Source organism: Pseudidiomarina sp. (genome assembly GCF_048267825.1).
Lineage (GTDB): Bacteria > Pseudomonadota > Gammaproteobacteria > Enterobacterales > Alteromonadaceae > Pseudidiomarina.
Map to the genome: position 1 here is coordinate 1 of NZ_JBLWWR010000011.1, position 15432 is coordinate 15432.

Below are 15432 nucleotides of genomic sequence, written 5' to 3' on the forward strand. Positions count from 1 at the left end.
CCCGCCTCTGCAAAGAGGCGGGCTTTTTTTATTTATATTTACAATCAAATGGTTTAATTGCACTTCTGGGCTTGTGAAACGGCTTTGTTTTAATTAATATCGGGTGATGTCGGGTGTTTTTTATGCATGCGAATGCGTTAAAACGCACGATTTATAAGACGCACGCGGGCGTTCACGTGCCGACTTTAAACCTAGTAAATCACGTATAAGTGATCCAGGGAGAACACAGTATGTATACTAATAATAAATTAGCTAAGTCTATCCGCTTGGCTCTTATGTTCGGTGGCGCTTCACTTGCGTTGTCAGGCACTGCGGCAGCGCAGGACCAGTCTGGCGATGACCAAGCTGAAGAAGCTCAAGAACGTATTACCGTAACAGGTTCACGTATCAAACGTACTGACTATGAGTCATCTAGCCCAGTACAAATCACCTCTTCTGAAGAAATCAAAAACTCTGGTTTTACCCGTATCGAAGATTTGATGAACAGTCTTCCACAGGTAGAAGCAGCACAAACGTCATTTATTGCGAACGGTGCATCTGGTGTAGCAACACTTGACCTTCGTGGTATCGGTACGAACCGTACCTTGGTACTTATGAATGGTCGTCGTCTGCAATCAGGCGGTATTTATTCGCAAGCAGCTGACGTTAACCAAATTCCATCAGCTTTAGTTGAGCGTGTTGAAGTGCTTACCGGTGGTGGTTCTGCAACTTACGGTGCTGACGCCGTAGCTGGTGTTGTTAACTTCGTAATGAAAGATGATTTCGAAGGCTTAGAAGTTAATGTAGGTGCCTCTGGTTACCAGCACAGCAATGGCAACGACTACATGCAAGGCCTGATGGATGACGCGAACTTCGGTTACCCTACTGGTGGTAGCGGTATCGACGGTAAGTCGTACAACATCGACGTAACCATGGGTAGCAGCTTCGCTGGCGGTAAAGGTCACGCAACTGCATACGCAACATGGCGCCAAATTAACGAGCTTCGTCAGGCATCACGTGACTATTCATCATGTGCTCTGAACGCAGCCGGTACTGCTTGTGGTGGTTCATCTACTGCGCCATTACCAAACACGTTCTTCGCGCCAATCGTTGACGGCGAATACGATCTGAGCCAAGAAGTTTGGTGGTCATTGAATGGTGACGGCAGCTTCTCTCCGTATGACGGCACCAACGTTTATAACTACGCGCCAGTTAACCACTTCATGCGTCCAGACACCCGTTACACTATGGGTGCGTTCGTAGACTATGAAGTAAACGACTCATTCCGTCCGTACATGGAATTGAGCTATATGCATGACCGTACTGTTGCTCAGATCGCTGAGTCAGGTACTTTCTACGCATTCCGTCAAGATATCGACATCAACAGCGCGCTATTCAGTGACGCACAACGTGCTCAATTCCGTAGCGAATTCGGGCCAGACGTTGAAACTGTTGGCGCTTACATCGGTAAGCGTAACGTTGAAGGCGGCCCACGTATGAACAACCTGGAACACAGTGCGTTCCGTATGGTTGTTGGTGCTGAAGGTTACTTGAATTCAAACTGGTCATATGATGCGTCATTCCAGTATGGTTCAACTTCTTCAAACACTGCGTATGTAAATGACTTCTACATCAAGTATGTACAAGATGCGTTAGAAAATGCTGAATACGACGTGTTCACGCCAGGCGGTGTTACTGCAGAATCTGCTGATGCATTAGGTGGCGTTGCAATCATGACCGGTATCACTTCACAGCGTATCGTGAACGCATTCGTGACCGGTGAATTGGGCGCAAGCTTACCATCTTCTGATTTGCCAATGGCTGCAGTATTTGGTGTTGAAAACCGCGAAGTGGATTTCGAGCGTACTGCTGACACTATCTATCAAGAAGGCGCGTTGGCTGGCCAAGGTGGCCCAACTAACAGTTTGACTGGTGGTTACAACGTTAAAGAATTGTTTGGTGAGTTGAGCGTACCAATTGCTGAAGGCCGTGACGGCATTGATAGCATGACCTTAGATTTAGGTGTACGTTTCTCTGACTACAGCACTTCTGGTAACGAAACGACTTATAAAGCAGCTTTAGATTACAACATCACTGCTGACTGGAAAGTTCGTGCAAGCTACAACCGTGCAGTACGTGCTCCAAACGTTGGTGAATTGTTCGCTGCAACCTCTATCGGTTTGTGGGGTGGTACAGACCCATGTGCTGGCGATACTCCTGAGTTCACTGCAGCGCAGTGTGCGAACACTGGCGTAACTTCAGCGCAATACGGTAATGTTGATGCTAACCCTGCATCACAGTACAACGGTTTGTTCGGTGGTAACACTGAATTGCAACCAGAAGTAGCTGATACCTTAACATTCGGTGTTGTTGCGAACCCAATGGACAACTTGAACTTCACAGTTGACTACTGGATGATCGAAATCGACGAAGTTATCGGTACCTTAGGTGCTTCAAACACACTTCGTTTGTGTGGTGAAACTGGTCAAGCAGTTTACTGTGACAACGTAAACCGTGCGCCATCAGGCAGCTTGTGGCGTGGTAACGATGGATTCGTTCGTGCAACTAACATCAACGTTGGTTCAGAAGAATATAGCGGTGTTGACTTAAACGCTAACTATACTCTGGAAAACGTTCTTGGCGGTACTATTACTGCGCGTATGAATGGTTCATTGTACCTTGAGAAGTACGCAGATAGCGTAGGTCAAGACTGTGCGGGCTTAATCAGTTCAAACTGTTTCCCACAGCCAGACTGGCGTCACTCGTTAACCATGACGTACACTCCGGATGATATCTGGACTGCACAGTTGAAATGGCGCTACTTCGGTGGTGTTGACTATGAAGGATCTACTGACCAGTTATTGGTTGGTAAAGGTATTGGTTCACAAAGCTACTTAGACGTAGTAGGTACGTTTGATGTGAACGAAAATACTTCACTTCTTCTTGGTATCAACAACATCTTAGATAAAGAGCCACCATTGGTTGGCGGTTCACTGTCTACTAACGCAAACACTGTTGCTGGTTTCTACGACACATTGGGTCGTTACATCCACGCAAGCGTAACTTTCCGCTTCTAATAGCGAAAGAATTAGCGTTTAATAAAACGGCGACATTAGTCGCCGTTTTTTATTTCCGCTTCAGTAAAACAACAGCATTCCAGGATAAGTAACATGAGTGAGCAGTCATCGGTAACCGATATTCAAACCATAACAAAATACGTATCTACACTCGTGAAAGGCGGGCAGCACCAAGCCGCACGCGACTACATTGACGATGCGCTCGGCAAAGCGCCAGATTCGGCTGCATTACTTCATCTGGCTGCGCAGGTATGCAATCAGCAAGGCGACCTGCAGGGCGCGTTGGCTTATTTGACCCGCGCAATTAAAGCCATGCCAGAGCAAATCGTATTCCATATTGACCGGCTGTATGTGCTTGACCGCTTGAATGAGCGCAAACAATTGGCAACTGCGCTAGAAGCTGCAACCAAGCTCGCGCAAGACAATAAACAGTACCAACAACAGCTCGCACGTTTTTATACGCAGCTGGATCAGCCAGCGAACGCGTTGGCGATAATTGAAAACCTGCTCAAACAGCACCCAGACGACGTTGTTTTAGCCTTCGATGAAGGCCTGAACCGCTGGTTCTTGGGCGATACCAAAGCTGCTGAAAAAATAATTAAGAAAGTTTGTGATAACGAGCAAGCGCCGAGCATGGCGCATTACGTGCTGGCGTTGCTGCGCAAGCAAACCAAAACGCGTAACCATATTGATGCATTGAAAGAGCGGGCGCGCGCCGACCAGGTTGCGGATACGCCGCTATGGTTCGCATTGGCAAAAGAATATGACGACCTTGGTGAACATGAGCTGGCATTTAATGCTGCTAGCACGGGCAATGCGTTGCAGAAGAAAATCACGCCATATAACGAAGCTGCAGAGCTTGACGCGCTGCAGCAACTCACCCAAGTTGCGAAAACCTGGAACACACAAGGGCGTGGCAATAAGAAGACCGCGATAACACCTGTATTTGTGGTGAGTATGCCCAACAGCGGTGCGACCTTGGTTGAGCGCTACTTAGCGGCACACCCAAATGTTAAGTCACTGGGTGAGTTTGCTGATTTCCCGTTACTCCTTAACGAAGCGATAGCGAGCTACCTAGCTGAACACAGCGGGGCGACACGCGAACAAGCGCTGCAGAATTTAAACTACACCGACCTTGGCAAAGCGTATTTGGCTAAAGTTTCAGAAGTTGCTGATGGGCACGAATTTGTTGTTGATAAACTGCCATTCAACTTCTTGTACTGCGGCTTGATCAAAAAGGCGCTGCCAACCGCGAAAATCATTCACGTGCAACGTGATGCGTTGGACACCTGTTGGTCAATTTACCGCACATTGTTCAGCGACCGTTATGCCTACGCGTACGATCAAGCTGAACTGGGCCATTACTATTCGCACTACCAGGCCTTAATGAGCGCGTGGCAATCAACACTTGGTGATGAGATGCTTAGCGTTGATTATGAAGCCATGATTAGCGACAGCGCAGCAACTCAGCAACAGTTGCTTGAGTTCTGCGGCCTAACCGCTGACTCTGCGCAAGATGACTATGTAAGCATTGCGACCAGCGTTACTACAGCGCGGGGCGAGCCTATGAGTCAAAAGGTGTACGCGAAAGCTAAAGGCCGCGCGAGTGCCTACAGTAAACACTTGGCGCCCTTAACTGACGCTTTAACTGCGCTTAAATAACTATTGGGGTTAATGCGGTGACACCTCAGGGCTTACAGACACAACTTGAACGCCTTTGCCAGCAGTTGGTTGAGCAGCCAAATAATCTTGGTCTGCTTGACCAAGCTGCTGCCGTGGCAAGTCAGTTGAAGCTGCCTGAGCAAGCCGCTGAGCTTTACCGTACCTATGCACACCACCATAAGCAGCATGCTGGCGCGCACTTCAATTGCGGTTATTATTTGCGTGTTGCCGGGCGTTATGCCGAGGCGATTGAGTATTACCGACAGGCGCTCGCCTTGGGTATCAGCCAGCCGGAAGAAGTACACACGAACATCGGCGTTATTTATAACGAAGGTTTGTTGGATAACCAGCAAGCACAGCAAGCTTTTTTTCAGGCACTAAAAATTGCGCCGAACTATGTACCCGCTTTGTATAACTTGGCAAATAGCTACGAGCAAGACGGCGACAAGCAGCACGCCGCGCACTATTTCAATGAAGTAATAAAACGCCACCCTGATTATGCCATGGCGTATGTGCGACTTGCTGATGTGCAAAAAGCCGAACGTAGCGATGATGCCTTGATTCGTCAGTTGCGAGAATTTTTAGAAAGCGGCAAGCAACCTTTAAACGAACGCATTGATATTGCGTTTGCGTTGGGCAAGCTGCATGACGATTGCGGCAGCTATGACTTAGCCTGGCAATTTTACCAGCAAGCCAACACGTGGAATGCGACGACCATGCCAGCGTGGGATGTTGCACAGCAAGAGGCTTTGCTTCGAACCATTACAGAGCATTATGCGGCGCCAGTTGCGGTGACAGGTGGCGTAAGCCAACCCAAACCGTTGTTTATTTGCGGCATGTTTCGCTCGGGCTCTACGTTATTGGAGCAAATGCTGGGCGCCCATGACGGGGTAACCAGCGGTGGCGAGCTGGAGTTCTTCCCACGCCTTTGGCAGCAGGTGCAGCGCGAAGGCATCGCCGCTTTTAGCCAGCGTACAACTGTGCAAGACTATGCGGCAATCGGGCAGGACTACCTTGATTTCGTGCAGCAGCGCTTCGGAAGCCAAGGTTGGGTGACGGACAAGCGCCCAGACAACATTTGGTTGTTGGGCCTTATTAAACGGGCGTTACCTGATGCGAAGTTCATCGTCACGCGTCGGCAGCTTTTGGATAACTGTTTGTCGGTGTATTTCACCCGTTTAGGTGCATCAATGAATTATGCCAATAGTATTGAACACATCCAGGCGTTCTTAGCACTCGAGCAGCAGTTGCTCGCGCACTGGCAACAGGTGTTTGGCGATGACCTGCATGTGGTGGACTATGATGCCTTGGTGGTGGACCCCGAAACCGAGTTAGGCCGCGTGTTGAAGTGGTTGGAATTACCTTGGCAAGAGCAGTGCCTGGCGTTTCATGAACGCACTAACGCCGTGCGCACGGCGAGTGTCTGGCAAGTGCGACAACCTCTTTATAAATCATCGTCGGGTCGCTGGCGGAACTACCAAAAATTTCTAAAGTAAGTACGCACTTACCATGCTGGCGAGATATCGCAAGGTGCTGTCATACGAATGCCGTCACCTTGGAAAGGCACCGTACCGTGGAAGAAGTAGCTAGGAAAGAATACGCAGTACCCCACCTTCGGACAAACCGCATGCACTTTCGGCTTAACATTCGGTAACTGCATGCCCGGATCACCAAATTGAATCCAACCGGCTTTCGTCGTGTCATCAGGCTTTACCTGTGGCGGCAGTTGAATGTAGGTACAGCAAGATATCCAACCCTCTGGGTGCACATGATTGGAGTGGAAGCCCTTTTCGGCTAAGCGTACCGACCACGCTCCAGTAAACCGGGTGCCGAGGCTTTTACGTTGCAGAAATGGATGGCTCGAACTATCGGGGAGGCCGTTAACATACTGTGCCGCAGCCGCCTTAACCATGGCTTCAAATTCGGCGATAATCGGAAGCTTTTGGGCAAACAAGTTGCCGACCGTTTGCGTGCCGTGGCGCACACTTTGATCAAGTGGCTGTTGCTGGGTCTTGTGTAAACCTTGCAGCGCTTGTGCGAGCTCAGCCATGAATTGTTCTGTGTTGGCATAAGTTTTGGGCGCTTGCAGTGGAATGATTTTGACGAATTGGTCGTAATTATTTAGCGCATCGGCTTCAGCACGCCCTAATGCGTGCAAGCAAAGTGCTTTGTAGGCCAAGGCTTCTTGGCTGTACGGGTGAAATTTTTCCACCGCTTTTAAATGCTGTAGCGCAGTTTCGTATTCCCCCAAGCGCATCATGGTGGTGGCGTAATCAATACGATGACGCAATACGTCCGGCTGCAATTTTAGCGCCTGTTCATAGGCGGCTACAGCATCGTCGAGTCGCTCTAGTCGCATGAAGGCGGAACCTTTTAAATGATGAAATTCGGCACCGCCGGGCAAGTCTTTTAGTGTTTCTTCGCAGGATTCCAAGCATGCCTGCGGCTGATTCGACATTAACAAATGTGCCGCGAGGCTATAGCGTAATTGACGCGACTGCGGTAATTTTTCCAGCGCTTTGGTTAATGAAGTCAGAAATTTTTCCTGCGGGCCGTGTTCCCAATACAATTTATTCAAGGCAACATGCGCGTCAATATATTCAGGAATTTGGCTGACGAGGTTCTGCAATATCGCTTCGGTTTGCTCGTACTGGGCCAGATCGTAATGAATGCAGGCTAAGTAGTAGTCAACAATTGGCAGCGGCTTGGCCAGCCGTTGGCGTGCCTTTTCAATGGCCTGCAGTGCCTCGTCGGTTAACCCCATCGTGCGATATAACTGAGCCTGCAATAAATAGGGTTCAAATTGTTCCGGTTGTTGCTCACGCAGTGTGTCGCATTCAGTTTGCGCACCAGCAAAGTTACCCTGCTGGATATAAAGCGAAATTAAACTTTTGCGTGAAGGTGCATGGTTGGGGTTATGTTTGAGTGACGTTTTTAAGTAATCAGCTGCAGCTTTAGGTTGATGTTGATTCTGTAAACACAGCGCAAGAATATGCAGTACATCGGGGTGCTTTGCGTTAAACCGCAATAAATGACGGAACTGTTGTTCGGCTGAGCTAAACTGCCCAGCCCGAAACGACGCAACTGCTTGCTGGAATAACTTCTGAATATCAGCCATAACGACACTTTCTATTATTATTATTGTGTAGTTTTTGTACCAGAGTGCGACGAACTAATCAAGTATTGCGATGAATTGCGGGTAAAGTGCGATTTGGCGTCCCCGGCAGGAGTCGAACCTGCGACCTGCCCCTTAGGAGGGGGCTGCTCTATCCAGCTGAGCTACGGGGACCTTGCGGTGATTCTTACTTTTATATCATAGGCACAAAAAAACCAGCCGCAGCTGGTTTTTTCAATCAAACGCGGCTGTGTATTACAGCGCGTTGATTTTTGCGTTCAAACGGCTCTTATGACGAGCAGCTTTGTTTTTACCGATAAGACCTTTTGTTGCGTAACGATCCATAATCGGTTGAAGGCCAGTAAATGCCTGCTGAGCAGCCGCTTTATCGCCTGCTTCAATTGCAGCAGTTACTTTCTTCAACAAGGTACGCATCATTGAGCGACGGCTCGCGTTGTGGCGACGGTTTTTTTCCGCTTGAACCGCACGCTTTTTAGCAGACTTAATGTTAGCCAAGGTGAACTCCTAAAATTCGTTATCTAAATGCAATGGTTTATTAGGGCGGGGAATATGCCTGTTTTTGCCCTTAAAGTCAAGTCCGATATTAGCTATTAGCCATTAGATATTAGAAAAATCAGGCTAAGATTATGCGTGACATGGAGGTGGTTATGTTTAAAGATTTGAAAGTTTACCAATCAGCAATGGACTTGTGTGTATCAATCTATAAGATAACAGACAGTTACCCAAACCATGAGCTATTTGGCCTCGTGAGTCAAATGCGCAGAGCTGTTGTTTCGGTTCCGAGCAATTTAGCTGAAGGGGCTGGTAGAGGTTCATATAGAGATCAATTGCGGTTTTACTATATTGCTCGTGGCTCCTTAGCTGAACTCGAAACTCAGTTAGAAATAAGTTTCCGACTAGGTTATGTCGAGGGTAGGTTGCACAAAGAAACTCGTTTTGTGTATCGGTTGCTCAATGGTTTAATAAGTGCAACCAAGAAAATGATAGTAGTAGATTCAAATAACTAGGTTTTACTAATATCTAATGGCTAATATCTAATATCGCGCTCGGGGCTCTCTTGTCAAAATCACTTGCAAAATCCGGCATTATCGTAAGCTTCATGACGCTTATTTCGCGCGTTATGGGGTTGGTGCGTGATGTGGTGATTGCCAATTTGATGGGGGCAGGGGCTGCGGCGGATGTGTTCTTCTTCGCCAATAAAATTCCGAATTTCTTGCGCCGTTTATTTGCTGAAGGCGCCTTTGCGCAGGCGTTTGTGCCGGTGTTAACTGAGTACAAGCAGGGGCAGACCATTGAGGCGCAGCGGCTGCTGATTGCGCGCGTGGCGGGTACCTTGGGCACCTTGGTGACGATTGTTACCTTGATTGGTGTGATTGCTTCGCCGGTGGTGGCGGCTATGTTTGGTACGGGCTGGTTTCTTGATTGGTATCACGATGGGCCGCAAGGGCATAAGTTTGTACTGGCCTCTGATTTGCTGCGAATTACCTTTCCTTATTTGTGGTTTATTACTTTTACGGCGTTAGCCGGTGCGATTCTAAATACCATCGGTAAGTTTGCTGTGGCTGCGTTTACGCCGGTATTTTTGAATATTGCCATTATTGCTTTTGCAATATGGGTGGCGCCGCAATTAGAGCAGCCTGAATATGCGCTTGCTTGGGGCGTATTTGTGGGTGGTGCGGTTCAGTTTTTGTTCCAGATTCCTTTTTTAAAGCGCGCTGGGCTTTTGGTTTGGCCGCGGTGGGGGTGGCGTGATCCTGGCGTGACCAAGATTCGCACCCTGATGATTCCCGCGCTGTTTGGGGTGTCGGTGAGCCAAATTAACCTGCTCTTTGATACGTTTATTGCTTCGTTTTTAATGAGCGGTTCGATTAGTTGGCTGTATTACTCTGATCGACTACTGGAGTTTCCGTTGGGGCTATTTGGCATTGCCATTGCGACGGTTATATTGCCCGCTCTGAGTTCGCGCCATGTGGATAAATCATCGGATGAATTCAGTAAAACGCTGGACTGGGGCATTCGTACTGTGGTGCTACTGGGTTTGCCAGCCATGAGCGGTTTGATTGTACTGGCTGAACCTATGCTGATGGTGCTATTCATGCGTGGTGAGTTTACCCCTGAAGATGCGCGCTTAGCGTCGTATAGTTTATTCGCGTATGGTTCAGGCTTGTTGAGTTTTATGTTGGTGAAGGTGCTGGCAACGGGGTTTTACTCGCGCCAAGACACCAAGCGGCCCGTTAAGTACGGCATTATTGCCATGGTTACCAACATGGTGTTTAACGTAATTTTCGCGATTCCTTACGGTTACGTCGGCCTCGCTATAGCGACCTCGCTGTCCGCCGCGGTTAACGCAGGCCTGCTGGGTTACAATTTATGGCGCGACGGCGTACTTAAACGTTACCCTGGAACTTTAACGTACCTCACAAAAGTAGCGCTGGCAGTCGCCGCAATGGTCGCTGCGGTGCTCTATCTTGTTCCTGCTCGTCCGTGGTGGCTGGCTGCTGAATTCATTGATCGCGTCTGGCAGTTGACGCTGTTGATTGGCGCTGGTGCGGGAACCTATCTTCTGTCGCTCCTGCTGCTGCGCGTTAAGATCCGTTAATCGTTAGCCGTTAATGAGCCTTAGTGTCTGGTTAGCTTTTGGCTAGCCTGTTATAATCGCCGCTTTGTTAATCACTCGACTCACGACACGTAACGACAGGTTTGCTAAGCATTGATGCAACTGATTCGCGGAATTCATAACATTCGCCCTAAGCACCGTGGGTGTGTACTGACTATTGGTAACTTTGATGGTGTGCATTTAGGCCATCAGGCGGTGCTGGCACAGGTGAAAGCGCAAGCTTTGGCGCGCGGTGTTCCAGCAACGGTGATGACCTTTGAACCGCAGCCGCAGGAACTGTTTCAGCCAGATAAAGCTCCGGCGCGCTTAACCAACTTTCGCGAAAAACATTTAGCGCTTCGGGCGCAAGGCATTGACCGGCATGTGGTGATTGAGTTTAGTCGTAAGTTCGCCAACTTGCCGGCGCGGGAGTTTATTGAAAAGGTGCTGGTTGAACAACTTGGCGTGCAGTTTTTGGTGGTTGGCGATGATTTTCGTTTCGGTCACGGTCGCGAAGGTGATTTCGCGATGTTGCAACAAGCCGGTGCTGAGCTAGGCTTTGAAGTAGTTGATACACACAGTTATCGACAGCAACAGCAACGGGTTAGCAGTACTGCAATTCGGCAAGCTTTAACTGCGGGGGATTTCTCCCAGGCCGCGGCAATGTTAGGTCGGCCCTATGCATTTGAAGGTAGAGTAGTGCATGGCGAGAAAAAAGGCCGTACTATTGGCTTTCCAACCGCAAATATCCAGTTAAAGCGCTTGCATTCGCCCCTACAAGGCGTGTTTGCTGTAACTGTTGAAACCGCGGATGGTCGTAGGCACGCTGGCGTCGCAAATGTTGGCCGTAGGCCCACGCTGAACGGCGAACGGATGCAACTGGAAGTACACATTTTTGATTACACTGGTGACTTGTATGGTCGGCAGTTGAAGGTAATACCAACGCAATTTATTCGCGGCGAACAGAAGTTCGCGGATTTCGCGCAGTTGAAGCAGCAAATCGAAGCCGACGCTGAAAAGGCAAAGGCGATATTAGCGGTTGGATATTAGAGCTGATGTATCGGGTATTTATGTTTTGTCTAATATCAAATATCCAATAGCTAATATCCTATTCGCATTCAAACATTGAAATAAGTCATGGGGCAAGTAACTCCCCCGAAAAAGGAACCAACAAAAATGACCGACTACAAACACACGCTGAATCTGCCGGAAACCGAGTTTCCGATGCGCGGTAATCTTGCGCAGCGTGAGCCGCAGATGTTGAAACAGTGGTACGCGGACGACGTGTATGGCTTGATTCGCGAAGCGAAGGCGGGTAAGCCAGTGTTTATTTTGCATGACGGACCTCCGTATGCGAACGGTGATATTCACATTGGTCACGCAGTTAATAAAATTCTAAAAGATATGATTGTGAAGGCGAAAACCTTGGGTGGGTTTGATGCGCCCTATGTTCCAGGCTGGGATTGCCATGGGCTACCGATTGAGCTGCAAGTTGAGAAAAAACACGGCAAGCCGGGCAAAAAGCTGACCGTTGCTGAGTTTCGTCAGAAGTGCCGCGAGTATGCGTTGACGCAAGTTGATGGTCAGCGTGAAGACTTTAAACGCTTAGGCGTGTTTGGTGATTGGGATAACCCTTACCTGACGATGAATCCACAGCAGGAAGCCGATAGTATTCGTGCGCTGGGAAAAATTATTGCCAATGGGCACATGCAGCAAGGCTTTAAGCCCGTGCATTGGTGTACTGATTGTGGTTCTGCTTTGGCTGAAGCCGAAGTTGAGTATCAAGACAAACGTTCGCCAGCTATTGATGTTGGTTTTACTGCGGTAAACGAAGCTGAGTTGGTGGCAAAGTTTGATCATCCGCATGGTCACGCTGGTGAAGGCGAGGTGATGGTGGTTGTTTGGACCACGACACCTTGGACTATTCCTGCCAACCGCGCTATTGCACTGCATCCGAGCTTGGATTATGCCTTGGTGCAAGTAGAAGCAACCGATGAAAAGCCTGCGCATCGTTTGATTATTGCCGACGAATTGGTGACGTCTTCGATGGAGCGTTGGGGTATTGCCGACTATCACAAGTTAGGCTTCGCGAAAGGTGAAGCACTGGAAAACTTAAAAGTGAATCATCCGTTGTTTGCGGATATTCAAGTGCCCCTTATTTTAGGTGAGCACGTTACCACTGAGTCAGGCACGGGCTGCGTGCATACCGCCCCAGGGCATGGTGTGGATGACTTTATTGTGGGCCAGCGTTATGGCATTGAAGTTTATAACCCTGTTGGTGACAACGGTGTGTATAAAGACGACACGCCAATGTTTGCTGGCCAGCATGTGATGAAGGCCAACCCAAATATTGTTGATGCGCTGCAAGAAGCAGGGCGCTTGGTACACCACGAAGCATACAATCACTCGTATCCGCATTGCTGGCGCCACAAAACGCCAATTATTTTCCGTGCAACGCCACAGTGGTTTATTAGCATGGATAAAAAGCATTTACGTGCGACCGCACTGGAGCAAATTAAGCAAGTGCGCTGGGTGCCTGAGTGGGGCCAAAGCCGCATTGAAAGTATGATTGATGGGCGCCCGGACTGGTGTATTTCGCGTCAACGCACTTGGGGTAACCCTATTGCGATATTTGTGCGCCGTGATAATGACGAGTTGCACCCGCGCACGCTGGAACTCATGGAAGAAGTCGCCAAGCGCGTTGAGAAAGATGGTGTTCAGGCTTGGTTCGATTTAGAGCCCGAAGAGTTGTTAGGCGATGAAGCGAAAGATTACCGCAAGGTAACCGATACCTTAGATGTGTGGTTCGACTCGGGTGTGACGCATGAAGCCGTTTTGAATAAAACGCCGGGTCTGCAGTGGCCTGCCGATTTGTATCTTGAAGGGTCAGATCAGCACCGTGGCTGGTTCCAGTCTTCATTGCTAACCGGTGTGGCGATGTATCAGCAAGCGCCTTATAAACAAGTGCTTACGCACGGTTTTACTGTAGACGGGCAAGGCCGGAAAATGTCGAAATCTATCGGCAACGTCATTGCTCCGCTGGAGGTTATGAACAAACTTGGTGGCGATATTCTGCGCTTGTGGGTTGCTGCTACCGATTACTCCGGTGAAATGACCGTTTCTGATGAAATTTTAAAACGTGCGGCGGACAGCTACCGTCGTATTCGTAATACATCGCGCTTCTTACTGGCGAATATTAATGAATTTGAGCCGAGCAAACACGCGGTAGCGCCTGCCGATATGGTGGCCATAGATAAGTGGATTGTGGCGCGCGCAGTGAGCCTGCAAAAAGAAATTTTATCCGCTTTAGATGATTACCAGTTCCACGTGGTGGCGCAAAAACTCATGCACTTCTGCTCAATTGAACTGGGTAGCTTCTATCTGGATGTCATTAAAGATCGCCAGTACACCGCGAAGCAAGACAGTGTTGCGCGCCGTTCGTGTCAGACGGCCTTGTACCATATCGCTGAAATGTTAGTGCGTTGGTTAGCCCCTATTTGTAGCTTTACCGCCCAAGAAATTTGGGATGCATTGCCACAACAATTATCTGACGGTGGCGCACGCAGCAAGTACGTTTTCACTGAAAGCTGGTACTTAGACGCAGAACACATCAGTGTTAGCCCGGCCGACAATGAGTTGTGGCAAACCATTTTAGAAGTGCGTGATGAAGTAAACCGTACGTTAGAGCAAGCGCGTCGTGACGACGTGATTGGCGGTTCACTGCAAGCCGAGGTGACCGTCTTTGCGGTCGACGATATTGCCGCGCAACTGAAAAGCTTGGGCGAAGAACTGCGTTTTGCCTTTATCACCTCTGCTGTGTCAGTAGAAACCGTCACCGAAGCGCCAGCGGGCGCTGTTGCGACGGAACTCAAGGGCGTGTGGGTGAAAGTGGCTAAGTCGGCCCATGCCAAATGTGATCGTTGTTGGCATCACCGTGCCGAAGTTGGCACGATTGCCGCGCATCCAACCTTGTGTTCACGCTGTGTGACCAATGTGGATGGAGCCGGAGAGGAGCGTCGCTTTGCCTAAATCAACTGTCGAATTAAAGAAGCGTGTGAGTGGGCTACGATTTTTGTGGCTTACTTTCATTCTTATTGTGCTGGATCAATTTACCAAGCAATGGGTGATTCGCGTATTCGATTTATACGAAAGCATTGAGGTGATGCCGTATTTAAATCTGACTTATGTGCGTAACATGGGCGCCGCGTTCAGCTTCTTGAGCGATCAAGGTGGCTGGCAGCGTTGGTTATTTACATTTTTCGCGATTGCCATCAGTGTTGTTTTACTGGTTTGGTTACGCCGCAACCCAGTGAACTTATGGCGTCAGAATACTGCCTTTGCGCTCATTTTAGCGGGCGCCATCGGCAATGTTATTGATCGTATTATGTATGGTTATGTTATTGATTTTCTTGATGTGTATGTAAATGATTGGCACTGGCCGGCATTTAATGTGGCCGATATGGCAATTACTATCGGTGCGGTATTAATGTTACTAGAGGCGTTTTTTGAACAACGTCAGGAGCCCCAAGCATGATCAGTCGTCTCCCGATCGAACACGGTCGCGAAGTGGTTTTGCATTTTACGATAAAACTTACCGATGATTCCGTTGCGGACAGCACCAAAATGTCTGGAAAACCGGCTAAATTTCGGATGGGCGATGGCTCATTAACCGAGAATTTTGAAGCCTGTCTGGTTGGTTTAAAAGCAGGCGATGACCGCGAGTTTGAGCTGGCGCCGGAAGATGCGTTTGGCATGCCGAACAAAGACAACTATTATCAGGTAGACACCACAAAATTTGGCCAGGATAGGCCTGCGGTAGGGCAAATATTTACCTTCCCGCAACCCGATGGCACTGAGTTGCCAGGCATTGTGCGGGCAATCAATGATCAGTTTGTGACCATTGATTTTAATCATCCGTTGGCAGGCCAACGAGTACGATTTGCCGTTGAAATTATTGAGGTAAATCCTTAGGAAAACGAAAA

The 15432-nt window shown here is 48.8% G+C and carries 11 protein-coding genes and 1 tRNA gene; 9 read left to right on the plus strand and 3 right to left on the minus strand.

Going from position 1 to position 15432, the window contains the following annotated elements; genetic code table 11:
* The first annotated feature begins 230 nt into the window (after positions 1 to 230).
* The 3 genes from ACN0UN_RS09100 to ACN0UN_RS09110 all read left to right on the plus strand — a co-directional run bounded on the left by ACN0UN_RS09100 (position 231) and on the right by ACN0UN_RS09110 (position 6214).
* Positions 231 to 3056: a TonB-dependent receptor domain-containing protein gene (locus tag ACN0UN_RS09100; RefSeq protein WP_417659701.1), complete on the plus strand. Its 2826-nt coding sequence runs from the start codon at positions 231 to 233 to the stop codon at positions 3054 to 3056.
* 93 nt (positions 3057 to 3149) lie between these two features.
* Positions 3150 to 4718, plus strand: coding sequence for a sulfotransferase (locus ACN0UN_RS09105; protein WP_417659702.1), 1569 nt, complete (start codon positions 3150 to 3152; stop codon positions 4716 to 4718).
* 17 nt (positions 4719 to 4735) lie between these two features.
* Entirely contained in the window at positions 4736 to 6214 is a 1479-nt protein-coding gene (locus ACN0UN_RS09110) for a tetratricopeptide repeat-containing sulfotransferase family protein (protein WP_417659703.1), read from the plus strand.
* Between the two features lie 8 nt (positions 6215 to 6222).
* Here the strand turns inward: ACN0UN_RS09110 and ACN0UN_RS09115 are convergent, their stop codons facing one another.
* The 3 genes from ACN0UN_RS09115 to rpsT all read right to left on the minus strand — a co-directional run bounded on the left by ACN0UN_RS09115 (position 6223) and on the right by rpsT (position 8349).
* On the minus strand, positions 6223 to 7836 hold the full coding sequence (locus ACN0UN_RS09115) for a tetratricopeptide repeat protein (RefSeq protein WP_417659704.1): 1614 nt from the start codon (positions 7834 to 7836) through the stop codon (positions 6223 to 6225).
* 94 nt (positions 7837 to 7930) lie between these two features.
* Positions 7931 to 8007 (minus strand) — tRNA-Arg (locus ACN0UN_RS09120).
* A gap of 81 nt (positions 8008 to 8088) precedes the next feature.
* Positions 8089 to 8349 (minus strand): 30S ribosomal protein S20, encoded by a 261-nt coding sequence (rpsT, locus tag ACN0UN_RS09125; protein ID WP_128351236.1) that lies wholly within the window; start codon positions 8347 to 8349, stop codon positions 8089 to 8091.
* A gap of 152 nt (positions 8350 to 8501) precedes the next feature.
* Here rpsT and ACN0UN_RS09130 point away from each other — a divergent pair, with 152 nt between their 5' ends.
* From ACN0UN_RS09130 to fkpB, 6 genes are all read left to right on the plus strand, one after another.
* Positions 8502 to 8861, plus strand: a complete 360-nt coding sequence (locus tag ACN0UN_RS09130; RefSeq protein ID WP_339879615.1) for a four helix bundle protein — start codon at positions 8502 to 8504, stop codon at positions 8859 to 8861.
* A gap of 50 nt (positions 8862 to 8911) precedes the next feature.
* Complete coding sequence (murJ, locus tag ACN0UN_RS09135) at positions 8912 to 10453, plus strand: murein biosynthesis integral membrane protein MurJ (protein ID WP_417659705.1); 1542 nt, start codon at positions 8912 to 8914, stop codon at positions 10451 to 10453.
* Positions 10454 to 10567: 114 nt separating this feature from the next.
* Positions 10568 to 11500 carry a bifunctional riboflavin kinase/FAD synthetase gene (gene ribF, locus ACN0UN_RS09140; RefSeq protein ID WP_417659758.1) on the plus strand — a complete coding sequence of 311 codons (933 nt, stop codon included), beginning with the start codon at positions 10568 to 10570 and terminating at the stop codon, positions 11498 to 11500.
* Positions 11501 to 11626: 126 nt separating this feature from the next.
* Complete coding sequence (ileS, locus tag ACN0UN_RS09145; protein ID WP_417659706.1) at positions 11627 to 14479, plus strand: isoleucine--tRNA ligase; 2853 nt, start codon at positions 11627 to 11629, stop codon at positions 14477 to 14479.
* A complete protein-coding gene (gene lspA, locus ACN0UN_RS09150; RefSeq protein WP_417659759.1) occupies positions 14448 to 14984 on the plus strand; it encodes a signal peptidase II in 537 nt (178 codons plus the stop codon). Before ileS ends, lspA begins: the two co-directional genes overlap by 32 nt.
* Complete coding sequence (gene fkpB, locus ACN0UN_RS09155; protein ID WP_417659707.1) at positions 14981 to 15421, plus strand: FKBP-type peptidyl-prolyl cis-trans isomerase; 441 nt, start codon at positions 14981 to 14983, stop codon at positions 15419 to 15421. The genes lspA and fkpB overlap by 4 nt, the downstream gene beginning before the upstream one ends.
* Positions 15422 to 15432: the final 11 nt, after the last annotated feature.